The sequence below is a fragment of the Bacillus infantis genome (assembly GCF_020171945.1).
Lineage (GTDB): Bacteria > Bacillota > Bacilli > Bacillales > Cytobacillaceae > Bacillus_AB > Bacillus_AB infantis_A.
Genome location: NZ_JAIVAP010000002.1, coordinates 1 through 20,931, shown reverse-complemented (window position 1 = coordinate 20,931; position 20,931 = coordinate 1). Strand labels below are relative to the sequence as shown.

The 20,931-nt window shown below is 46.7% G+C and carries 22 protein-coding genes; 10 read left to right on the top strand and 12 right to left on the bottom strand.

The genetic code is table 11. The features are described from left to right. Position 1: 1 nt before the first annotated feature. On the bottom strand, positions 2–469 hold the full coding sequence (gene ytkD, locus LCM00_RS04235) for an RNA deprotection pyrophosphohydrolase (protein ID WP_224898221.1): 468 nt from the start codon (positions 467–469) through the stop codon (positions 2–4). Positions 470–795: 326 nt separating this feature from the next. On the opposite strand from ytkD, the gene LCM00_RS04230 reads away from it, so the two are divergent. Then, a complete protein-coding gene (locus tag LCM00_RS04230) occupies positions 796–1,698 on the top strand; it encodes a DUF6612 family protein (protein ID WP_263623274.1) in 903 nt (300 codons plus the stop codon). A 429-nt stretch (positions 1,699–2,127) separates the two neighbouring features. Here the strand turns inward: LCM00_RS04230 and LCM00_RS04225 are convergent, their stop codons facing one another. Next, positions 2,128–2,457 carry a hydrolase gene (locus LCM00_RS04225; protein WP_224898217.1) on the bottom strand — a complete coding sequence of 110 codons (330 nt, stop codon included), beginning with the start codon at positions 2,455–2,457 and terminating at the stop codon, positions 2,128–2,130. A gap of 176 nt (positions 2,458–2,633) precedes the next feature. On the opposite strand from LCM00_RS04225, the gene LCM00_RS04220 reads away from it, so the two are divergent. Continuing rightward, complete coding sequence (locus LCM00_RS04220) at positions 2,634–2,891, top strand: DUF6154 family protein (protein ID WP_009795296.1); 258 nt, start codon at positions 2,634–2,636, stop codon at positions 2,889–2,891. A 115-nt stretch (positions 2,892–3,006) separates the two neighbouring features. On the opposite strand, the gene LCM00_RS04215 is transcribed toward LCM00_RS04220, so the two are convergent. Continuing rightward, complete coding sequence (locus tag LCM00_RS04215) at positions 3,007–3,444, bottom strand: Dps family protein (RefSeq protein ID WP_224898215.1); 438 nt, start codon at positions 3,442–3,444, stop codon at positions 3,007–3,009. 209 nt (positions 3,445–3,653) lie between these two features. Between LCM00_RS04215 and ytzI the strand changes: the two genes are divergently transcribed. Next, positions 3,654–3,839, top strand: a complete 186-nt coding sequence (gene ytzI, locus LCM00_RS04210; RefSeq protein WP_224898213.1) for a YtzI protein — start codon at positions 3,654–3,656, stop codon at positions 3,837–3,839. Between the two features lie 131 nt (positions 3,840–3,970). Continuing rightward, on the top strand, positions 3,971–5,419 hold the full coding sequence (gene cls / locus LCM00_RS04205; RefSeq protein ID WP_224898211.1) for a cardiolipin synthase: 1,449 nt from the start codon (positions 3,971–3,973) through the stop codon (positions 5,417–5,419). Between the two features lie 55 nt (positions 5,420–5,474). Here the strand turns inward: cls and LCM00_RS04200 are convergent, their stop codons facing one another. Then, positions 5,475–5,948 (bottom strand): S-ribosylhomocysteine lyase, encoded by a 474-nt coding sequence (locus LCM00_RS04200; RefSeq protein ID WP_009795301.1) that lies wholly within the window; start codon positions 5,946–5,948, stop codon positions 5,475–5,477. Between the two features lie 184 nt (positions 5,949–6,132). On the opposite strand from LCM00_RS04200, the gene yidD reads away from it, so the two are divergent. Further along, entirely contained in the window at positions 6,133–6,360 is a 228-nt protein-coding gene (gene yidD / locus LCM00_RS04195) for a membrane protein insertion efficiency factor YidD (RefSeq protein WP_224899286.1), read from the top strand. Here the strand turns inward: yidD and LCM00_RS04190 are convergent, their stop codons facing one another. Further along, positions 6,361–6,924: a beta-class carbonic anhydrase gene (locus LCM00_RS04190; RefSeq protein ID WP_224898209.1), complete on the bottom strand. Its 564-nt coding sequence runs from the start codon at positions 6,922–6,924 to the stop codon at positions 6,361–6,363. It lies immediately after the preceding gene. A 219-nt stretch (positions 6,925–7,143) separates the two neighbouring features. Here LCM00_RS04190 and LCM00_RS04185 point away from each other — a divergent pair, with 219 nt between their 5' ends. The 4 genes from LCM00_RS04185 (at position 7,144) to LCM00_RS04170 (ending at position 11,083) form a co-directional block, all read left to right on the top strand. Next, the gene (locus tag LCM00_RS04185; RefSeq protein WP_224898207.1) at positions 7,144–8,163 is read left to right on the top strand and encodes a metal ABC transporter solute-binding protein, Zn/Mn family; all 1,020 of its coding nucleotides are present in this window, start codon (positions 7,144–7,146) and stop codon (positions 8,161–8,163) included. 255 nt (positions 8,164–8,418) lie between these two features. Beyond that, complete coding sequence (locus LCM00_RS04180) at positions 8,419–9,780, top strand: cytochrome ubiquinol oxidase subunit I (protein ID WP_224898205.1); 1,362 nt, start codon at positions 8,419–8,421, stop codon at positions 9,778–9,780. A 13-nt stretch (positions 9,781–9,793) separates the two neighbouring features. After that, positions 9,794–10,843, top strand: a complete 1,050-nt coding sequence (locus LCM00_RS04175) for a cytochrome d ubiquinol oxidase subunit II (protein WP_224898203.1) — start codon at positions 9,794–9,796, stop codon at positions 10,841–10,843. 84 nt (positions 10,844–10,927) lie between these two features. Next, a complete protein-coding gene (locus tag LCM00_RS04170) occupies positions 10,928–11,083 on the top strand; it encodes a DUF1540 domain-containing protein (RefSeq protein ID WP_224898201.1) in 156 nt (51 codons plus the stop codon). Between the two features lie 45 nt (positions 11,084–11,128). Here the strand turns inward: LCM00_RS04170 and LCM00_RS04165 are convergent, their stop codons facing one another. The 7 genes from LCM00_RS04165 to LCM00_RS04135 all read right to left on the bottom strand — a co-directional run bounded on the left by LCM00_RS04165 (position 11,129) and on the right by LCM00_RS04135 (position 19,493). Further along, positions 11,129–11,827: a hypothetical protein gene (locus tag LCM00_RS04165; protein ID WP_224898199.1), complete on the bottom strand. Its 699-nt coding sequence runs from the start codon at positions 11,825–11,827 to the stop codon at positions 11,129–11,131. A gap of 178 nt (positions 11,828–12,005) precedes the next feature. Further along, entirely contained in the window at positions 12,006–13,115 is a 1,110-nt protein-coding gene (gene menC, locus LCM00_RS04160; RefSeq protein WP_224898197.1) for an o-succinylbenzoate synthase, read from the bottom strand. Next, positions 13,112–14,599 carry an o-succinylbenzoate--CoA ligase gene (locus LCM00_RS04155; RefSeq protein WP_224898195.1) on the bottom strand — a complete coding sequence of 496 codons (1,488 nt, stop codon included), beginning with the start codon at positions 14,597–14,599 and terminating at the stop codon, positions 13,112–13,114. The genes menC and LCM00_RS04155 overlap by 4 nt, the downstream gene beginning before the upstream one ends. A gap of 94 nt (positions 14,600–14,693) precedes the next feature. Then, positions 14,694–15,512, bottom strand: coding sequence for a 1,4-dihydroxy-2-naphthoyl-CoA synthase (gene menB, locus LCM00_RS04150; RefSeq protein ID WP_224898193.1), 819 nt, complete (start codon positions 15,510–15,512; stop codon positions 14,694–14,696). A gap of 17 nt (positions 15,513–15,529) precedes the next feature. Next, positions 15,530–16,339 carry a 2-succinyl-6-hydroxy-2,4-cyclohexadiene-1-carboxylate synthase gene (gene menH, locus LCM00_RS04145; RefSeq protein WP_224898191.1) on the bottom strand — a complete coding sequence of 270 codons (810 nt, stop codon included), beginning with the start codon at positions 16,337–16,339 and terminating at the stop codon, positions 15,530–15,532. A 2-nt stretch (positions 16,340–16,341) separates the two neighbouring features. Further along, positions 16,342–18,090, bottom strand: a complete 1,749-nt coding sequence (gene menD / locus LCM00_RS04140; RefSeq protein WP_224898189.1) for a 2-succinyl-5-enolpyruvyl-6-hydroxy-3-cyclohexene-1-carboxylic-acid synthase — start codon at positions 18,088–18,090, stop codon at positions 16,342–16,344. Next, positions 18,087–19,493, bottom strand: a complete 1,407-nt coding sequence (locus LCM00_RS04135) for an isochorismate synthase (protein ID WP_224898187.1) — start codon at positions 19,491–19,493, stop codon at positions 18,087–18,089. The genes menD and LCM00_RS04135 overlap by 4 nt, the downstream gene beginning before the upstream one ends. 355 nt (positions 19,494–19,848) lie before the next feature. Here LCM00_RS04135 and LCM00_RS04130 point away from each other — a divergent pair, with 355 nt between their 5' ends. After that, positions 19,849–20,781: a 1,4-dihydroxy-2-naphthoate polyprenyltransferase gene (locus LCM00_RS04130; RefSeq protein ID WP_224898185.1), complete on the top strand. Its 933-nt coding sequence runs from the start codon at positions 19,849–19,851 to the stop codon at positions 20,779–20,781. The last annotated feature ends 150 nt before the right edge of the window (positions 20,782–20,931 follow it).

Below are 20,931 nucleotides of genomic sequence, written 5' to 3'. Positions count from 1 at the left end.
ATTAGAGCTTTCCCTGCAGCATTTCAATGCTTCGTTTTACCACATCATCCTTCATGATGAAGCTGAAACGGCTGTCCATCCTTTCCTCTATTAAGTCCCCTTTAAAAAGAACCGGTCCATCTGTCTCCAAATAAGAATCCTTTTTCTCCAGCGCTGCTGCATGCCCCCAGTAAATGGCCTTTACAAAGGACAGGCCATCCAGATTCACCTCATATTCTCCAATAAAATGCACGTCATCAAGCAGGGCTCCTGTCTCTTCCCAGACCTCTCTCCTTGCTGCCTCTTCGATCGTCTCTCCCGCTTCACATTTCCCCCCCGGGAACTCCCAGCCCCTTTCCCGGTGATCTGTAAGAAGCCAGCTGTCTTCATAACGGCAGATGACAAGGACATGCTTTGCTTTTTCAAGGAAGGATCCCCTCCGGAAAGACAGCCTTACATCCCCCCCATTGTAATCTTTGAAAACTTCCATTCAAGTCCACTCCTGTTTTCTTTTTTCTCTATTATAGAAGAAGCTTCCGGAATGAAACCACTTTTGCAGCGCACTCAGGCAAATTTTTCATATAAAAACAGCTTAACCTCTTCATAAACAGGGAAAGGACCTGTGAATCCGTTCGATTTTCCTATGAAACTCGCAGAGGATACATAAAAAGCCCGGTATAGGGCGTGTCATAGAGGGAGGGAGCTTAATCAAGATGATTATATTTAGGCTTAAAGGACCATTTTAGACCATATTCGAAACTTTTCGGCAAACAGCCCGTAAAAAAGATAACAAATACTAACAGAGGAGTGTATATTTTGAAAAAATTTTTATCATTAGCAGCAAGCCTTATCCTTCTATTCATGCTGGCTGCATGCAATCAGACTGCTGACCCTGTCAGTGAGGACAATACCAAAGGAGAAAATGGCGCAGCTGCGGAAAATGGCGCAGCTGCGGAAAATGGCGAAACGGCAGAGAAAGAATCTGACCTGACTCTTGAGGAAGTTTTGAATAAAACGACAGAAGCCTCAGAGAACCTAAACAGCTTTTCGGTCGATATGACAATGGATCAGATGATCAGCGCCGGCCAGGAAGAGGAAAACATGAATATCAGCTCTGATATTCAGATGGATGTCGTTACAGAGCCAATGGCCTTTTACCAAAAAACGGCCATGTCCCAGGACCAGTCCGGAGAAACTTATGAAACTGAAAGCTATTTTACTGAAGAAGGCATGTTCATCTATGATCCTGCCGGAGAAACGTGGATGAAGTTCCCGAAAGAAATGTCAGATCAGCTGATCCAAATGTCCGGACAGCAGACAAATCCGGCTGAAGAATTAAAAAAGCTGCAGGAGTTCACAGATGACTTCACATTTGAACAGGACGACAATAATTTCATTCTCAAACTGAAAGCATCAGGGGAAAAATTCACGGAACTCATGAAAGAAACCATGGCTGACACACTGCCGCCAGAGATGGCTGCTGATGAAGAAGTATTCAACAACATGAACATTGAAAACGTTGAGTACACCATCCTGGTCGATAAGGAAACTTTCTATCCTTCAGCACTGAATATGGATATGACTATGGAAATGGCAGTTGAAGGGCAGACAGTCTCACTCAATCAAAAAATCGAGGGCAAATACTCAGACTACAACGAGGTAAAAGAAATCACAATCCCTCAAGAGGTTTTGGACACAGCAGTTGAAATGGAGATGTAAAATAGCAAACATAACTGGGGGCGGGGAAAGATTTCCTTGCCTCTTTTTTTGTATTTTATTGTGAAAAGTCATTTTACCTGCATGGGCGTCGTGCGCTGAAGTTAAACTAAAAAAATTCCTGCCTTTAATGGGGCTGTTGATTTGCGTTCCAGGCACTTCGCTTTCCGCGGGGCGACGCTGAGCCTCCTCGGAGCAAGCTCCTGTGGGGTCTCAGCATTGCCGCTGCAATCCCGCAGGAGTCTACGTGCCTTGCACTCCAATCAACAGGGCTTTGAAATAAATTGGGCATTTGTACACTCCAGGCCAGACAGCAAAACAAATCCATTGAAAGACCCGACTGTTAAAAATATGTTCGTAAAGCACAGTAGGTACAAGACTTCTTATACCTTCCTCATTCGCCTAAAACTGAAACGGGGTATAAAAGCTTTTTCAGCTTTTCTCCCCAAGAATACCCATCTCATCAATATGCTTCCTGGCTTCTTCATCCCCAAGCTCATAAATCATTTTGTATGCCCCGGCCAGGCCTTCATCATAGGCATCATTCTCCCGGTCATAATGATACTGGACATATGGAACATGGGCACGGAAGAAATTCTGCCAGTCAGTTGAATGGTTCTGGTCAAAGTACTCTCTAAGCATGGTGATTTCTTCGTCATTGGCCTCTATTTTAAAATTCCAGGGCGAACTGTCCGAACTCTGGGAGATTTCTCCGCTGGCAACGCTTATATAATACACTTTCCTATTTTCCATCCTGGTCATCCCCTTTTTATTTCCTTCTTATCTTTGTTTCCCTCAAGGAAGGCAATTTTATTCTCGGGGAATACTTTTCATAATGGAGGGTATTTACTAAATATAATATAGAAAGACTGGCGGGCAGGATTTTTCCTGGCCGCCGCGAATATACATTAGCAATCCATCACGAGGAGGTGTACCATATGAAAATTGTTGACGAGCTCTATGAATTGTACCGCGGAAAACTGACAGGGGATGAGGAAGACATTGATATGCTGGCATTCGCTTTTCTTGAGGAAATGAGCTATGATGACCTTCTTTCCCTCCTGAAGGAAATGGATAAACAGGAGCTATACAGCCTGATGGGCCTTTATTTAATCGAAAGCCTGAAGGGCAAATTTGCCAATGAGGACTACGGCCAGGAAAGGCATCCAATTTTCCCTCAGCGGAATATTCATTAAATTGATACATAAATGGAGAAAGGAAAAGCCGGTATCACTTATCCAGGCTGCTCCTTTCTCTCCTTTTTTTTGGACACAAAAAAAGCATCCGGCAGCTGCCGGATGCTTTTTATACTTATCCTAAGAATGCTTTGAACATCCAAATATGCTTTTTCAAGCCCTGCTTCACAGACAGCAGCATATCCGCTGTGCCTTCATCATTTGCCTCTTCAGCAATTTCAATGGCACTTTGCAATTCATCTTCCATTTTGATGAAATCATTGCAGATGCTCCTGACCATATCTTCTTCTTTTTCAGAGCCTGACGCTTCTTCAACAGAAGCCATTTCAAGGCATTCCCTCATCGTAGCAACAGGGCTGCCTTCCAAGGCCAGTACCCTTTCAGCAAGAACATCGATATGCTCATTTGCCTCGTTGTACAGCTCCTCGAATTTTTCATGAAGGGTAAAGAAGTGGCGCCCCTTTATGTACCAGTGGTAATTATGGAGCTTTACATATAATACCGTCCAATTGGCCACCTGTTTATTAACTGCTTGTACTAATTGATTTGACATACTATCAACCTCCCTTCTTTATAGTACCCACCCTCGTTTTTTTAAAAACATGCTGCTGCTTTTTTTCTGATAACCCACCAAGCCAATGTTTCATGATAAAATACGAATATTGGAAAACCCGCGATTACCAGGTAATTTAAAGGGAAAAATACAGAAACATTGCCATGATGGCAGCTGTTCTTTCCGCCTGTTTAAAAAGGAGGGAAATCATGTATATCATTTTAATAATCAGCATCATTATTGTTTTAGCCGTACTGCTCCTGAGCGTGGTCACAACCTCCAAGGCATATACGTATAAACATACCGTCGATCCAATCGAAAACAATCCCCATCTGAAAAATCAAGAAGGGGATAATGCAGAAGAAGAGCAAACAGAGACAGAAAACAAGGCTTAAAACACCTATACTGCAATCATGATTCGCAACGGTGCTTAAGCGGCCGGAACTATCTTATTCATCCGGATAGGGAGCTGGCCGTTAGACTGCTGGATACAAGCGGTTTTGCCTTAGCAGGGAGAGTAGTTTTCATGGATGTTTATTCAATTTTCATCAGTTTGATTTTTGTATTGAATGTGATTTTTGCCGTCATTGTTATTTTCCTGGAGCGGAGGGACGCAGGAGGGACCTGGGCGTGGCTGATGGTTTTATTTTTCATACCAATCCTTGGTTTCATCATGTATTTCCTGTTTGGCCAGAACCTTGCGAGAAGGAAGATGTTTCAATGGGAGGATCGGGAAAAGGTCGGCATAGATGAAATGATCAGACAGCAGATCCATTCGATCAAAAATAAATTGTTTTCCTTCCGCAATGAAACCATCAGGGAGAACTATGATCTGATATATATGCATTTGATCAATAATGAAGCCGTCCTTACCCAGGATAACGAGGTTGAGATATTTACCGACGGAAGGAAGAAATTCGATTCTTTAATCGGCGATATAAAATCGGCAAAAGATCATATCCATCTCCAGTATTATATTTTTAAAAAGGACAACCTCGGCAAAGGGCTTGTGTCCCTTTTAACCGAAAAAGCAAAAGAAGGGGTAAAGGTCAGGGTCTTATATGATGAATTGGGCTCCAGAGGCGTGACAAAACGTTTCTTCAGGGAGCTGCGTGCAGCCGGAGGGGAAGTGGAGGCTTTCTTCCCGTCAAGGCTCCCTTTTATCAATATCAGGGTCAATTACCGCAACCACCGGAAGCTTGCCATCATAGACGGCAAGCTAGGCTATGTGGGAGGCTTTAATGTCGGAGATGAATATCTGGGACTGGATCCTTCCTTCGGATATTGGAGGGATACCCACCTGAGGATTTCCGGAGAGGCAGTCCACGCCATCCAGACAAGATTCATTCTTGACTGGAACCAGGCGTCACACCGCCACGATATCCATTATCATACCCGCTATTTTCCGGAAAGCACCGGCAGCGGGAATATCGGGATTCAGATCGTCAACAGCGGGCCGGACTCAGAATGGGAACAGATTAAAAATGGCTATATCAAGATGATCAGCTCGGCAAAGGAAAGCATTATGATCCAGACGCCGTACTTCATCCCTGATGCGAGCCTGCTTGATGCACTTCGGATTGCTTCGCTTTCAGGGGTAAAAGTAAAAATCATGATTCCGAACAAGCCGGACCATATGTTTGTCTATTGGGCCACTTACTCATATATCGGAGAAATGCTGAAAACCGGTGCAGAGATCTATATTTATGATAATGGTTTCATTCACGCCAAAACCATTGTCGTCGATGAAAAGATTGCCTCCGTCGGTACAGCCAACATAGATGTAAGAAGCTTCCGGCTGAATTTTGAGGTCAATGCCTTCATATATGATAAAGAGGTATCCCGCCAGCTTGCCGGCAAGTTCCGTGATGACATCGAATTGTCCAGCCTGATGGATGCAGATCGCTACAGCAAAAGAAGTTTTTACATTCGCCTTAAAGAATCCATATCGCGGCTTCTGTCGCCCATTTTATAAAAAGCTGAAATCAAAAAAACCGGCATTATGCCGGTTTTTTGCTTACTGCGTTCTATTAAGCAAATACTTGCTTCAGATCTTCCTTGCTTTGATCGAGCCAGAAGCGCATCAGACGCTTTGCCCCTTCAAGGTCATGAAGCTTGGCCTGGCCGCACTGTTTTTCGTTTGCAGCTGGAATCTCCGTGATCTCAAGAGCATCCTTTAATGTGTCTTCAAGCAAATCAATGATTTCTTCCACTGTAGGCTCGCCGCTGACAACAAGATAGTAGCCAGTCTGGCATCCCATTGGGGAAATATCAATAATATCGAAATGGTCATATTTCTCTGCATGCGTACGGATATTAAAAGCAAGCAGATGTTCAAGCGTATGGATGGTGTCCGGCTTCATCGCCTGCTTGTTCGGCTGGCAGAATCGGATATCGAATTTATTGACAACTCCGTCGCTCCCCACTTTGTGGACACCGCAATGTCTTACATATGGAGCTTTAACGGCATTATGATCTAATTCAAAGCTTTCTACTGAAGGCATATAATCACTCCTTATAAGTCTTAATTCCATTATAACGCAAAAGCCGAGTATTTTCATCAAATTAATATAGAATGAAATCCCCAGTCCGTTACCAGCATAACTATGCATGCAGATGGACTCTTATGACTCAAAAACAGTATAATCAATAATTATGCCAGTACATATTGAAAGGATGAGGCAGAACATGCTCCAAAAGATGATGATCGGACTGATCCGGTTTTATCAGATTGCCATTTCACCCCTTAAGCCGCCGTCCTGCCGTTTTTACCCGACCTGCTCCCATTATGGCCTGGAGGCCGTCAAAAGATTTGGTCCCTTTAAAGGAGGCTGGCTTGCGGTCCGCAGAATAACAAAGTGCCACCCATTCCATCCTGGAGGCTTTGATCCGGTTCCTGAGAAAAAAGAGAAATGACTACTGCCCGTACCCGTCAACCACCAGGTCCAGCTTTCCTGTTTCCGGATTGATGACAAGGCCATGGACCGGCACATCCTTCGGCATCAGCGGATGCTTTTTAATCATATCGGCACTGTGGGCGACACTCTCGCTTACACTGCTGAAGCCCTTGAGGAACTCCTCCACATTGATCCCTGAATATGCCAGTGTTTCGAATGCCTGCTCGTCCACGCCTCTCTTCTTCATTTCATCAATCACAAGCTCCGGCTTGATGGCGCTCATTCCGCAGTCATGATGGCCGATGACGAAAACTTCATCCGCCTGCAGCTGATAAACAGCCACCAGGATGCTCCGCATGATGCTTCCAAACGGATGGGCTACAAGCGCACCTGCATTCTTGATGATCTTAACATCCCCATTCGCAACATTGATGGCTTTTGGCAAGAGCTCAAGCAGCCTTGTGTCCATACATGTCAGGATCACCATCCGTTTATCGGGAAATTTTGTTGTTGTAAACTCCTCGTAACGCTTATTTTCAACGAAATCCTTGTTGTGGTCTAAAATTTGCTGTAACAGTTTCATAATACCCTCCTGTAAACTTTAGAATGATTCACTACCTTCTAGCATACATAATCCCGTTCCCTTAGACAAAATTTTTCCCTTGCTTTTCAGATAAAAATTTTGTAAGATTACTTAGTAAAATCGTAACGATTACGTATTATATAATCAACATTATAAACATATGATAATGTATCTTAACCAAATCGGAATAAATACGGTTTAATAAGAAAGGCGGTTATTATGAGAAAGTTAATCATGCTCCTCACTCTATTGATGCCCGTGAGCCTTTTCCTTGCAGGCTGCGGGGACGGAGATGCAGACCAGGCGGAGGAAAAAACAAAAGACCAGCTGAATGTGTATACCACGGTATATCCGCTCCAATATTTTGCGGAAAGAATCGGCGGCAGCTATGTGGACGCTCATACCATCTATCCTCCGGGAGCTGACGAGCATACATTCGAACCCTCGCAAAAGGATATGATGACTCTTGCCGATTCAGATCTGTTCATTTACATCGGCCTTGGCCTTGAAGGATTTGTCAGCAAAGCCGAAGGCACCCTGGAGAATGAGAATGTAACATTGCTGGCTGCAGGAGAAAATATTGATATGACCGGTACAGAAAATGGGCACACCCATGAGGAAGGCCATGAAGAAGATGGACACAGCCATGAAGAAGACGGACACAGCCATGAAGAAGACGGGCACAGCCATGAGGAAGATGGACACAATCATGGTGATGTCGATCCTCACGTCTGGCTTGACCCTCTTTATGCTGCCGATTTGGCTGAAGCCGTTAAAGACGCGCTGGCAGAGAAAATGCCGCAGCACCAAAAGGAATTCGAAGAGAATTACCAAAACCTTGCCGCTGAACTGGATTCCCTCCACCATGAATTTGAGGAAACTATAGCTTCTGGAAAACATAAAGAAATCATAGTCTCTCATGCGGCATACGGATACTGGGAGAAAAGATACGGTCTTGAGCAGATCAGTGTATCAGGCCTCTCAACATCCAATGAACCAACCCAGAAGGAATTGGAGAACATTATTAAGACTGCCAAGGACCACGGCTTGAACTATATCTTTTTTGAACAGAATGTAAGCTCCAAACTGACGGAAATCGTCCAGGATGAAGTCGGCGCCAAGCCGCTGCAGCTTCATAACTTGTCTGTACTGACAGATGAAAATATCGATAAGGAAGAAAACTACTTTACCCTGATGGAAAACAACCTGAAAGGGATTGAGAAAGCCTTGAATAATTAAGGGGTACAGCAGCAGGATATATTCCTGCTGCTTTTTTCATGGCTTTGTTAAATATTGTTGTTGATTTTGGGCTCATTTCAGCTGTGCTGAAATGCGTGTGAAACAGAGTTTCACGAATGAGCCCAAAATCAACAAGGTACACTGCCACAGCCTTTTTCATTTATTTTTCTTTCTTTTTTCAAGGAAATGTTTACATATTCCAGATTGAATCGCAGACACTATGTAAATGGAAGAATTGGCGAAAGGAAGATAATTATGAATGACTTGGTAATTGCGCGCTCGCTGTTTGGGACAACAATGGGTTTCCATATTATTTTCGCGACCATCGGCGTTGGCCTGCCGCTGATGATGCTGACAGCCGAGCTTATTTATCAGAAAACAAAGGACCATGACTATGTCATTATGGCAAAGCGCTGGACAAAAGCATTTGCTGTCCTCCTGGGAGTCGGCATTCCGACAGGAACCATTGCGGGCGTTCAGCTTTCCCTGCTTTGGCCGGGCTTTATGGAAGTGATTGGACGGGTTATGGCCCTCCCGTTCCAGATTGAAATTTATGCCTTTTTCATTGAAGCGCTATTTATGTCCATTTATGTCTATGCCGCGGAACGGATCCCACCGTGGATGAGGATTTCGAGCCTTGTCCTCGTTGCACTCGGCGCATTCGCTTCTGCTGTCCTGATTACAAATGTCCACGCCTTTGAAGGGACACCGCAGGGCTTCAGAATTGAAAACGGAGAAATTGTAGATATTGATCCCTGGGCAGCCTTCTTCAATCCCAGCTTTCTTGTGACAGCCGGCCATGTGGCTGTTTCTGCCTATACAACAGGCGCGTTTGTAGTCGCGTCTGTGGCTGCTTTTAAGATGCTGCGCAATAAATTCGGTACGAGGGTATATGATTTCCACAAAAAGGCACTCATGCTGAGCCTGATTGTCGGCGGCATTTTCTCATTGCTGACTGCCTTGAACGGGCATGCATCCGCCCAGTATCTCCATGAGTACCAGCCGGAAAAACTCGCTGCCGCAGAGGGGCTTTTTGAGACCCAGTCGCACGCCCCGCTTGCAGTCGGAGGCTTTACCGACCGGGAGACACAGGAGGTAAAATGGGGCATTGAGATACCATGGGCCCTCAGCTTTCTGGCAGGAAACAGCTTTGACACAGTGGTCATCGGCCTGAACGATTTTCCGGAAGAATTGTGGCCGCCGCTTTTCGTCCATACACTCTTCAATGGAATGGTGGCCATAGGCAGCCTGCTGATTCTCCTTTCCTTTGTAGCATTTGTCTGGAATAAATTCTTAAAAAAGGACCAGTTCCCAAAAATATTTATGTGGGCTTTTGTGCTGTCAGGCCCTGCCGCTGTCCTGGGCATTGAATTCGGCTGGATTTTCGCCTGCACAGGCAGGCAGCCCTGGACAATTTACCGCGTCCTGTCAACTGAAGATTCGGTAACGACGGCCGGAAACCTTGGGATCTTATTTGTCCTCTTTGCTGCCGTTTATGTCATTCTCGGACTGACGGTTGTTCTGGTGCTTCTGTATTATTTTAAGAGAAATACGGTACTCGACGATATCAACCGGACCAAGGAAAAGGGAGTCCCGCTGTATGGCTCCAATACATAAGGGGTGAGAAAGCATGTCAGATGCTCTATTAGCCATCACAATCCTGTGGGGATTTGTATTCATCTATGCTGTCATGGCAACGATGGATTTCGGCGCGGGCTTTTGGTCGATGGTCTATATGAAGAGGACCAAAACCAAGGCGACTAATATTGCCAACCGCTATCTCTCCCCGACATGGGAAGTAACGAACACTTTCATTGTGGCACTTGTCGTTGCAATCTACAGCCTGTTTCCAGGAGCGGCCTACACATTGGGCACTGTGCTGCTCGTACCCGGGAGCATGATTCTTTTATTGCTTGCCATTCGGAGCGCATTTCTGGTGTTCTCAAACATTGCGAGTGATTATAAAAAACCGCTCACCATTATATCCGGCATTTGCGGGATTCTCATTCCAGGCCTTTTGATCAGTGTGCTGCCGATCACACACGGCGATTATATAGACTTTTCAGATGGCGGCCAGTCACTCAACCTGGCCAAGCTTTTCACCAGCCAGAACGAGTATGCCTTTTTCGGCTTTGCCGTCAGCAGCACTCTGTTCCTTTCTTCTCTTCTCCTGGCCGATTATTCCAAGGCAGCAGATGAAATGGATGCTTACTATGTTTACCGCCGGGATGCCCTGATGATCGGGCCAGTATCGCTGCTGATGGGTGTAGTCATTATGCATACCCTCAGCCTTGAAGCTGCCTGGCTGTATAATAAAATGATCAATGATATGCCGATTCTGATGCTGTCGGTAGGGTTATTCCTCCTGGGAATCCTGGCGCTGCTCCTGCCCTCTTTTACAAAAAAAGGGACTAAAGGCATCCCAAGGCTTGCTGTCATCGCCGTAACACTGCAGTATTTGGCAGCCAGCTTTGTTTACGGGAAAGCACATCTCCCCTACATGGTCTACCCTGAGGTCACAATTGAATCAGGGTTTACAGACCCCAATTCATTCAGGGCCGTGTTTGCCACCTATATCGCAGGCTTTGCTATTCTTTTCCCGGGTTTTGTCTACTTCTGGAGCCTGTTCATGAAAGACAAACGCTACCTGAGGCAAAAGGGCAGCAAACAGCCTAATTAAGGCTTCCCTTTTTCTGTCACGTATTCCCACTCACCGGGCAGTGAAAGCTAATGCTGTATCAAATACTTTAAGGAGTGGATACAGATGGCACAGGATGTACTATGTGAAGTAAACAACTGCACCTACTGGAAAAAAGGGAATAACTGCGGAGCCGACCGTATTTATGTTGTCAGCCATCATGGCGAGCAGGCCGAGAACAGCCATGAAACGGACTGCAAAACCTTCAAGCCGCATGAATAGGAAAATTAACAAGCCAGGCCGGGAACTTTGTCCTGGCCTGGCTTGTTAAATGGTCCATTCTCCTGTAACCAGCGCAGACAATTTCAGCTTGCCTTCTGCATCATGATGGAATACCAAAAACAGACTCCTCCAATCCATCCCTCCATATTTATCCGTACCATTCTGATAAAACTCTACAGTTTTTGAATCAGGGAAGCCTTCTTTAATATTGTTCTTCGTGTTCCCTCTCTGCTGCACATCATCCAATAATATCTGATCCGGCTCTGTAAATCCTTTAAACCGGTCAAAATAATCTTGCGGCACCGACTGGATGGGCTTGCCGCTTCCATCATGGTAACCCCACAAATATTCTTTTTCAATGCTGCTTAAATTCTCAACCTCTTCCTTGGACAAAACCACTGCATCGCTTTCAATAAATTCGTACGGTGAAATCAACAGACCCTTCTCTTTAGAGACATATTCTGAAATTGCGCCGTAGTTTTCATTTTCCAGCGCCTTCACAATGCTCTTTGCCATTTCTTCTGCTGATTCTTCACCTGCCTCTTCATTTTCACCAAGCTCTTCAACTTGATTTTCCTCTCCTCCTTCCGGCTGGCTCTGTCCACTTTCATTCTCAGGGCTGGCTGTTTCTTCCACTGTATCAGCTTCTTCCTTTGTACCAGTAGTGCCATCCCCGGACTGGCCATCTGAACATCCGGCTAAAAGGGCAGCAAGAAGAACAGCAGCGGTAAGTTTATGCACCATAGACACTTCTCCTTTCTGTTATTTATATTATTCTCATTCACTATGCCGGATTAAGGTAAACGTGAGTTGTATGAGGCTGGGATGATGAGCAGCAGAGGAATTGTGGAAGCTATTAAGTGAATGTTTCTTTATATTTAAAACAGACACTGCTGTCCAGCCAGTGTCTGTTTTTTGACCTTTAACCGAGTGACACAGCTTCTTTCATCAATGTCACTTCCGCCAGCCTTCGCCTGTCTATTTCATAGCCGATTCCCGGTCCATCCGGAACACTTATACAGCCTTCATTCACTGTGACCCCGGGAGAAATGATATCTTCTTCCCAATAGCGCTCAGAGCCTGATATGTCCCCAGGTATCTCAAACCCCGGCAGTGAAGCGAGAGCGATATTATGGGCCCTTGAAATGCCGAATTCAATCATGCCGCCGCACCATACCTGAATGCCATTCTGCAGGCAATAATCATGGATCTTTTTTGACTCTGATAACCCGCCGACCCGACCGGCTTTAATATTGATCACTTTACAGCTGCCAAGCTCTGCTGCCTTCCTTGCATCACTGAAAGAGACAATGCTTTCATCCAGGCAGATCGGAGTGCTGATGCTTTTCTGCAGGACACTATGGTCGATAATATCATCATGGGCAAGAGGCTGTTCAATCATCAGCAGCCTGAATTCATCAAGTGCCTTCAGCCTGTCTTTTTCCTTGAGCGTATAAGCGGAATTAGCATCGGCCATTAAGTCGATATCCGGATATTCTTTCCGGATAGCAGACAGCAGCGGCAGATCATTTTCAGGGCTGATTTTCACCTTGATGCGCCTGTAGCCTTGCTGAAGGAATCCTTCGATCTGCAGAAGACTTTCCTTCACGGTTTTCGCACCGACCGCAACACCGGATCCTATCCTGCCTCTCGTCCCTCCAAGCAATGAATGGAGCGGCTTTCCGGCCTGTTTGGCCTGCAAGTCCCATAGCGCAGCTTCCAGGCCTGCCTTTGCCATCTGGTTTCGCCTGACAGAGCTGAACAGGGAGTGAGCATCTTCCGCCTTCAGGCCGGGACTCTCCTTCAACAATGGCAGGAGAAAGTCCTTGATGACATGATAGCATGTCCTGACAGTCTCCTCAGTGTACCAAGGGGAAGAAAAAGCAACCGCTTCCCCAAATCCGCTCAATCCGTCCCTGTCGATCAGCTCGACAATAAGGGCTTCTCTGCTCCTGACGGTGCCAAGATGGGTGGAAAAAGGCTTCTTCAGCTGCATGCTGATCACATGCAATACAGCCTCTTTAACATTCATAACCCTTCTCCGCCTTTCCCCAGCATGGCACGGAGCTCTCTTCGCAATATTTTTCGTGATGCATTCCTCGGTATTTCTTCAACGAAATAGCAGGTTTTCGGTACTTTATACTTTGCCAGCTTACCGAGGCAGAATTCCTCGATTTCTTCAGATGACAGTTTTGCACCTCCAATGATCTGGATGAATGCAGCCGGCACTTCTCCCCACTTCGAGTCCTTCTGCCCGATGACTCCTGCATCAGCAATTGCAGGATGTGAAGTGAGCACCCCCTCGATTTCTGCCGGGTATATATTTTCCCCGCCGGAAATGATCAAGTCAGATCTCCTGTCAAGTACATAAAGAAAACCTTCCTCATCAAGCATGCCGATATCTCCTGTGTAAAACCAGCCGTCCCTCATCGCCTTGGCTGTCTCCGCTTCCCTGTTCAAATATCCAGGTGTAACATTAGGTCCTTTTACGGCAATTTCACCAGCCTGCCCTTTATCTGCTTCCCTGTCTCCCTCCATGATTCTCAGCTGTGAGGGAAATAGCGGCTTTCCGGCCGAACCGAGCTTTGAGAAGCTGTATTCAGGAGCAAGTGTCACGATTTGGGAGGAAGTTTCAGTCATGCCATAGCTTTGAAAGACAGGCAGCCCCTTTGCGGTACATTTTTCGAGCAGATCGCGGGAAGCGGGCCCTCCGCCAAGAAGCATGCAGCGGAAGTGAGACGGCAGTCCGTTTTCTCCAATTGCAGCAGCAAGCCTTGAAAGCATGGTGCTGACGACAGACATGATTGTCACCTTTTTCTCCCGGATGTCAGTGATGGTCTGCTCCTCGCTGAAAGATCCGTGCAGAACGACGGGGATTCCGTAAATCAGGCTTCTCATCAGGATGGAGTAGCCGCTGATATGGAATAAAGGGACAGCGCACAGCCAGCAGTCATCTTCCCTGACGCCAAGATTGAAGGCCGATCCCGATGCACTCCACCAGTGGTTTCCGTACGTCTGAAGAACTCCTTTCGGATGTCCTGTCGTACCGGAGGTGTACATGATGGTGCATACCTGATCCAGCGAAACTTCCTCCTCTTCCATAAAGGCAGCTGAAGGCTGTTCAGCGAGAGCCTCCTTTGTCACCATGCTGCAGCCATCCAGTGACAGCTCCCGGGTTTTATCTGTAAATGCTGCCTCTGTAATCAGAATCGAAGCATTGGAATCCGTCAGCTGCCAGCCGATCTCCTCAGCAGTCAGCCGGTTATTCAGGATAACCGCTGTGGCTCCCAATAGCTGAAGGGCGAGCAGGATGAAAACAGAATCAGAATGGTTTTTCAGAAGCACCCCGGCATAGGAGCCCCTGCCTGCCCCTGCACCCGCCAGCTTTCCGGCCATATCGGAGGATGCTTCATATAATTGTTTGAAAGTATAGGCACTGCCTTCAAAATAGAGGGCGTGCCTGTCCGGTGTTAAATCGGCTCTTTTCTTTAAAAATTGAGGGAGAAATTCACCCATTGGCTCCACCTTCCTTGCATATCCAGTGTTTTAAAATACCATAGAAAAACAGCCTGATGGTTTACCATCAAGCTGTTTTTATTTTCGTATAAAATCAAGGGAAACGCGGGAATTGTCCAAAGTCCGGCTTGCGCTTTTCTTTGAACGCATCGCGGCCTTCCTTGGCTTCATCTGTTGTATAGTAAAGAAGCGTAGCATCACCTGCGAACTGCTGGATTCCAGCCAGTCCGTCAGTGTCGGCATTGAACGCTGCTTTCAGGAAGCGGATGGCAGTCGGACTCTTCTCAAGGATTTCCTCGCACCATTGAATGGTTTCCTCTTCCACTTTTTCAAGCGGAACAACTGTATTGACAAGCCCCATATCAAGAGCTTCCTGTGCGCCGTATTGGCGGCATAGGAACCAGATTTCGCGGGCTTTCTTATGGCCGACGATCCTTGCCAGATAGCCTGATCCGTAACCTGCATCAAAGCTTCCCACTTTAGGGCCTGTTTGTCCGAAGACAGCATTATCGGCAGCGATAGTCAGGTCACATACGATATGAAGGACATGGCCTCCACCGATGGCATAGCCTTTTACCATGGCAATGACCGGCTTTGGAATGACACGGATAAGGCGCTGCAGATCCAGGACATTCAAGCGGGGAATCTCGTCTTCGCCCACATATCCGCCGTGCCCGCGAACCTTTTGGTCGCCGCCGGAACAGAATGCTTTCTCTCCTGCCCCAGTCAGGATGATAACGCCTACGCTTGCATCATCGCGCGCATAAGCAAAAGCATCAATCAGCTCCATTACCGTTTTCGGGCGGAAGGCATTATGTACTTCTGGCCTGTTAATTGTAATTTTAGCAATTCCGTTGTAAGTTTCGTATAAAATATCTTCATAATTGTGTCCAGCAATCCATTCTACAGTCATAACGGAATCCTCCTTTTTTATAGTTTCTGCAAAAACTCACTTACTATTGTACCAAACTTTTCTGGTTCTTCCACATGTATTGCATGCCCGGCTCCAAATACAGTCTCCCATTGGCATACTGGAATCAGCTTGGACATCCTTTCAGCCAGGGTGCCGAATTTTACATCCTCAGAGCCTGTGATCAGAAGGGTGTCCGCCTTTATATCCGTGAGCTTGCCCCACCATGATGGCTGGGCCCCGGTCCCCATCCCCCTGAGGCTTAATCCAAGGCCTTCCGGGCTGTTTTGAAGCCGCTGTTCCCTAATCTGCTTCTGGACATCAGCCGGCAGCATTTTCTGCGTTTTGAACAGCGGGATGTTTTCCCAGTAATCAACGAATGCTTTGATTCCGTTCTCTTTTATGTATTCCCCAAGCCGCTCATCCTGATTACGCCTATTCATTCTTTCTTCAGCAGTCTCTAATCCAGGTGATGCACTCTCAAGGATCAGCTTTCTGACATTGCCGGGATACAGGGCGGCAAAAGACAAAGCCAGACGCCCGCCCATTGAATAGCCCAATAGATCGGCCCTGGGAATCTGCAGGGATTCCATCAGCTCATGGATCATCCGGGCAGCTGCAGTGACAGTGTAGCTTTCTTCTGAAGCAGGCACATCAGTGTCTCCGTGTCCGGCAATATCGATGGATATGGCCATGGATCCTGATTTCCAGCGGGAAATGAAGGGGTCCCAGGTGGAACGGTCACCTGTAAACCCATGAAGCAGGATAAGGGGAAAACCGCTGCCCTCTATTTCGACATGGTAGGACCCTCCGCCGCTTACAAATTTCATTCTTATTCTCCTTTTAGGAACAGCGTTATTTCCCGGGAAACACGATTCCACAATTCTCGATGCTCAGCAAGGTTTTTGTCCCGGTTTGTCATTATTTCGGTTACCTTTAGGCCGTGTTCACCAAAACCCTCTTTAATGGCACCCTCAAAGTCTTCCCAAGTTTCAGCGCGGACGAATTTCGCCCCGTAAAGCCTGGCCGCATGTTCAAAATCCAAATCCAAAGGCGTTCCAAAAAGGAGCTCAAAGTTCTTTTTCTCGCCTGCCTGCGGCAGGAATGAAAATATACCGCCGCCATTGTTATTGATGAGCAGGATATGGACATTGATATTGTGGAGTTTTGAAGCAATCAGCCCATTAAGGTCGTGGAAAAATGTCAAATCCCCCAGCACCAGATAAAGGGGCTGAGAATATAAGCCTGCCCCAAGTGCAGTGGAAACGATCCCATCAATTCCGTTTGCCCCCCTGTTGCCCATCGCCCGAATGCTTTTGCCATTATTGTGGAAGAAGGTATCAAGATCACGGATTGGCATGCTGTTTCCGACAAACAGTGTACTCTCATCAGGCAGAAGTTCTGCAAGCTGGAGGAACAGCTTTCCCTCGCTCATCTCTACAGCCGAGCCGGCCTCTGCAAGCACCAGCTTCGTTTTTTCATTGACCGCTTTCCAAAGCGCACTATACTCGCCGCCAGGCTCCCTGTGATCAGCAAAGCTTCGTACCTTCTCACAGAAGAGGGCTTCACTGCAGTAGACCATCTCTGAAGAAAGCAGGGATGGGTCACGCCAGCCTGCACCGCCATCGACAACAACTTGCCTGCTATCCTTGTTTTCCTTTAAGAAAATGGTGAGTGCCTTTGAAACAGGCATTGAACCAAAGCGGATCACCACATCGGGCTTCAGGGCTTCTTTTGCCGCATCCGTCCTCAGAAAGCTGTCGTATCCGTCAATGACAAGCGCTTTTCCATGCTTTCCGCTTCTCAGCTGTGAAAGCGGATCTGCTAAAATTGGATAATCAAGCGTCTCTGCCAGCTTGACCACTTCAGATACAAACCGGCTGTCATCATTTGGCCCGCAAATGATGATGCCATTTTGGACTGATGAAAGGACGTCTGCCATCTCTCTAAAAACAGAATCTGGAAGAGCAAGCTCCCCCTGCTGGATGGAGACAAAACCTTCAGGCCTTTCCTGGCTCTCAAACAGATTTTCATCGAGCTTAGGTATAAGGGGCTCACGAAAAGGAAAGTTGAGGTGAACAGGACCGGCAGGGGCCTTGACTGACTCTGCACATGCCCTGGCACATACTGTCCTGGCATATCTGATCATTTCATCTGAATTCTCGGGCGGCGCCATTTCTGCAAACCATTTTACATGCCCGCCGTAAAGGTGGATCTGATCGATTGCCTGTGGAGCCCCTACATCCCTCAGCTCATGGGGACGGTCTGCCGTCAGGACAACAAGCGGGACTCTTGAGATCTTTGCCTCAACAACGGCCGGAAAGTAATTCGCCGCAGCTGTCCCTGAGGTACAAAGCAGGGCAGCCGGCATGCCTGATGCTTTGGCAATGCCAAGGGCAAAAAAGCCCGCTGAGCGTTCATCCACATGAATATGCACATTGAGGTCCGGATGCTCCGCCATGACCATGGCCATCGGCGTAGAACGGGATCCCGGGCTGACAACAACGTCCCGGACACCGGTTTTGGCCAGCTCCGAGACAAATGCAGCGATATAAGTTGTTAATGCTTCTTGATGATTCATTCTGATAGTCCTCCCAGAGCTGACCGCATAGGACGGAATTTGATCTTGGTTTCCATGAATTCGCTCTCAGCGTTTGAATTCTCCACGATTCCGCATCCGGCAAACAAGGAAGCTTCATCTCCCTGAAGAAGGCCGGAACGGATCGATACAGCAAATTCTCCATTTCCGCTATAGTCAATCCAGCCCAGCGGCCCTGCATAATAGCCCCGGTCCAGTTCCTCAATCTTTCTGATCATAGCTACAGCTTCCTGCCTTGGCAGCCCGCCGAGCGCAGGGGTCGGATGAAGTTTTTCAACCAGCAGGAGCAATGAAGCTTCCTCCTTGGTAGTACCCTCCACTGGTGTGTACAAATGCTGGATATGCTTCATTTTCAACAGCTGGGGCTTTGAAGGAATCTTAATCTCCTCGCAGGCTTCATCCATGGCTGTTTTTATCATATCAACCACATACTGATGCTCGATGAGATTCTTTTCGTCCGATAATAAGGCATCGCCAAGTGCCTGGTCATCCTCGGGAGTCTTTCCCCTCGGGATGCTGCCGGCCAGGCAGGTCGAATAAAGACTTTTTCCTTTCTTTTTAACAAGCCGTTCGGGAGAGGCCCCGATAAAACAGTCTCCTTGGGATTCAAAAGCAAAGATAAAGCTTTCATTCTGTTCATTGTGAAGATTGCCTAATACCTGCTCCGCTTCTATATTCCCGGAAAAAGAAAGCCGCAGTTCCCTTGCAAGGACCACTTTCTTAAGCTTTCCAGCCTTGAGCTCTTCGACCGCTGAAGTGACTGAATCCATCCACTCCTGTGGATGAATTTCCTCTTCAGAGATAAGCCTGCCTTCGTTCTCCTGAACAGGTGCACTAATCCCTTCGAGCAGGAGGCGTCTTTCTTCCCTTACTTTTTCAGCAAGCGTTACATCATCATGTTTCGTGCAGACAATATTGGTCGTCAGGAATGTTTGACCTTCTGTCTGCGTCAGCAAATACCTCGGAACATGAAAAAGAGAATCCGGATATTTGGACCATAATGCGGTCTTTTCCTTTTCCGGATCAAAAGAGAATCCCCCGAACAGGGCAGGGCCTGCAGCGGCGGCAGAGTATTCATTATATATGACTGCATTGCGGATAAAGCGCTTCCACTCTTTTTCTACATGAGAAAAACGGCCGGAAGCCTGATCCGACTGAATAAGTTTGCATATTCCCAAACCGGCTAGGATGGTTTCATTTGAAGGATCTTTCCAGTAAAAGCGTTCACCAAAAAACGCCTGTCTTCCTGAAGCAAAGAATGATAATGGGTCAATATGGTCCAATTTATGGACTTCACTGACAAGGATAGGCTCCGAAAAAGCCCCGGCCCTTTTAATTGCTTCCAGGATTCCTTCCTTAAGTTCCGTATCCTGTATCGTAACCAAGAAAATCCCTCCAATAACAGCTTTACCGCTGTTATTCTTTCGTTTTTCAGCTTATTTTAAGATACACCTCATGATTATATGATGTCAACAACATCGCCCTGATGATGCATGTAGCATCATCATTATAAAAGGCTGCACTTCACGTTTTCCTTCCATATTCTTTTTTTGGCTGCAGGCGGCAGAAAAAAGGCGGAAAGTCAGGGAATTCCCGCCTCGGCAGTATGCAAAAATCCATTGACACCCCATTGATCTTTGCTAAACTTAAATATGTCAGGATACTTTTGACCTGCAGCTTATTTTAAGCTAAAATATAAAGGTTTGTTATACAAAGAATACATTAAGGGGAGAGTCATAAATGCAACCACAAACGCATCCCGATCCTTCGCCTGCCATGAAATCGGGCGGATGGAGAGTCTGGTGGCAATTAACCAGGCCGCACACCTTGACGGCAGCTTTTGTGCCCGTCCTGCTGGGCACTGCTTTAGCAATAGATAAAACAGATATCAGCTTCAGCCTTTTCCTGGCCATGCTTATGGCCAGCCTCCTGATTCAGGCGGCTACAAATATGTTCAATGAATATTTTGATTTCAAGCGGGGCCTTGATACAGCTGAATCAATCGGGATTGGCGGCGCCATCGTCCGTGAAGGGATAAAACCGAAGACAGTTATTCAGCTTGCCTTTACACTTTACTTCATTGCGCTGCTCCTTGGCGTCTATATATGCATGAACAGCAGCTGGTGGCTTGCAGCTGTAGGGCTTGTCTGTATGGCAGCCGGCTATTTGTATACTGGCGGCCCTTTCCCTATTGCCTATACGCCATTTGGGGAAATTGTAGCAGGATTTTTCATGGGGATGATGATTATCCTCATATCCTTCTTTATCCAGACAGGCACAGTTACAATGCTTAGTGTGATGATTTCAGTTCCGATTTTTATCCTCGTCGGACTGATCCTGATGGCCAACAATATCAGGGATCTGGATGGAGACAAGGAATTTGGAAGGAAGACCCTGGCTATTCTGCTCGGCAGGGACAAGGCGATATACTTCCTGGGAATCATGTTCACCATCTCTTATATTTGGATATTTGTGATGATAGCTGCAGGTTATATCTCTCCATGGCTGGCCATTGTAGCTCTGAGCATTCCAAAGGCTGTAAAGGCCACAAAGGGCTTCATCGGCAAAACAAAGCCGGCCCAAATGATGCCTGCCATGGTGGCTACTGCACAGACGAATACCATTTTCGGTTTTCTGCTGTCTGTCGGCCTGTTTCTGGGATATTTATTGTAAAGTTTGATGTAAAAGCCCTCTGCTACTCTGCGAGGCCACTGAAAAAGTCTCTAAATTAAAGAAAAGGCAGAAACGTTGAATTTTGAAAAGCGTTTCTGCCTTTTTTTTGTTTATAATTGAATCATTACTATAAGTGGGTGGTTTCTAATG

Excerpts from the sequence above, each read along its gene's own strand:
- ytzI (WP_224898213.1), top strand. The coding sequence starts at position 3,654 with ATGTATATCATTTTAATAATCAGCATCATTATTGTTTTAGCCGTACTG.
- menH (WP_224898191.1), bottom strand. The coding sequence starts at position 16,339 with ATGAAATTTGTAAGCGGCGGAGGGTCCTACCATGTCGAAATAGAGGGC.
- menD (WP_224898189.1), bottom strand. The coding sequence starts at position 18,090 with ATGAATCATCAAGAAGCATTAACAACTTATATCGCTGCATTTGTCTCG.
- cls (WP_224898211.1), top strand. The coding sequence starts at position 3,971 with ATGGATGTTTATTCAATTTTCATCAGTTTGATTTTTGTATTGAATGTG.
- LCM00_RS04165 (WP_224898199.1), bottom strand. The coding sequence starts at position 11,827 with ATGGTGCATAAACTTACCGCTGCTGTTCTTCTTGCTGCCCTTTTAGCC.
- LCM00_RS04155 (WP_224898195.1), bottom strand. The coding sequence starts at position 14,599 with ATGGGTGAATTTCTCCCTCAATTTTTAAAGAAAAGAGCCGATTTAACA.
- LCM00_RS04200 (WP_009795301.1), bottom strand. The coding sequence starts at position 5,948 with ATGCCTTCAGTAGAAAGCTTTGAATTAGATCATAATGCCGTTAAAGCT.
- LCM00_RS04180 (WP_224898205.1), top strand. The coding sequence starts at position 8,419 with ATGAATGACTTGGTAATTGCGCGCTCGCTGTTTGGGACAACAATGGGT.
- LCM00_RS04170 (WP_224898201.1), top strand. The coding sequence starts at position 10,928 with ATGGCACAGGATGTACTATGTGAAGTAAACAACTGCACCTACTGGAAA.
- ytkD (WP_224898221.1), bottom strand. The coding sequence starts at position 469 with ATGGAAGTTTTCAAAGATTACAATGGGGGGGATGTAAGGCTGTCTTTC.
- LCM00_RS04220 (WP_009795296.1), top strand. The coding sequence starts at position 2,634 with ATGAAAATTGTTGACGAGCTCTATGAATTGTACCGCGGAAAACTGACA.
- LCM00_RS04215 (WP_224898215.1), bottom strand. The coding sequence starts at position 3,444 with ATGTCAAATCAATTAGTACAAGCAGTTAATAAACAGGTGGCCAATTGG.
- yidD (WP_224899286.1), top strand. The coding sequence starts at position 6,133 with ATGCTCCAAAAGATGATGATCGGACTGATCCGGTTTTATCAGATTGCC.
- LCM00_RS04225 (WP_224898217.1), bottom strand. The coding sequence starts at position 2,457 with ATGACCAGGATGGAAAATAGGAAAGTGTATTATATAAGCGTTGCCAGC.
- menB (WP_224898193.1), bottom strand. The coding sequence starts at position 15,512 with ATGACTGTAGAATGGATTGCTGGACACAATTATGAAGATATTTTATAC.
- LCM00_RS04175 (WP_224898203.1), top strand. The coding sequence starts at position 9,794 with ATGTCAGATGCTCTATTAGCCATCACAATCCTGTGGGGATTTGTATTC.
- LCM00_RS04185 (WP_224898207.1), top strand. The coding sequence starts at position 7,144 with ATGAGAAAGTTAATCATGCTCCTCACTCTATTGATGCCCGTGAGCCTT.
- LCM00_RS04130 (WP_224898185.1), top strand. The coding sequence starts at position 19,849 with ATGCAACCACAAACGCATCCCGATCCTTCGCCTGCCATGAAATCGGGC.
- LCM00_RS04190 (WP_224898209.1), bottom strand. The coding sequence starts at position 6,924 with ATGAAACTGTTACAGCAAATTTTAGACCACAACAAGGATTTCGTTGAA.
- menC (WP_224898197.1), bottom strand. The coding sequence starts at position 13,115 with ATGAATGTTAAAGAGGCTGTATTGCATGTGATCAGCATGCAGCTGAAG.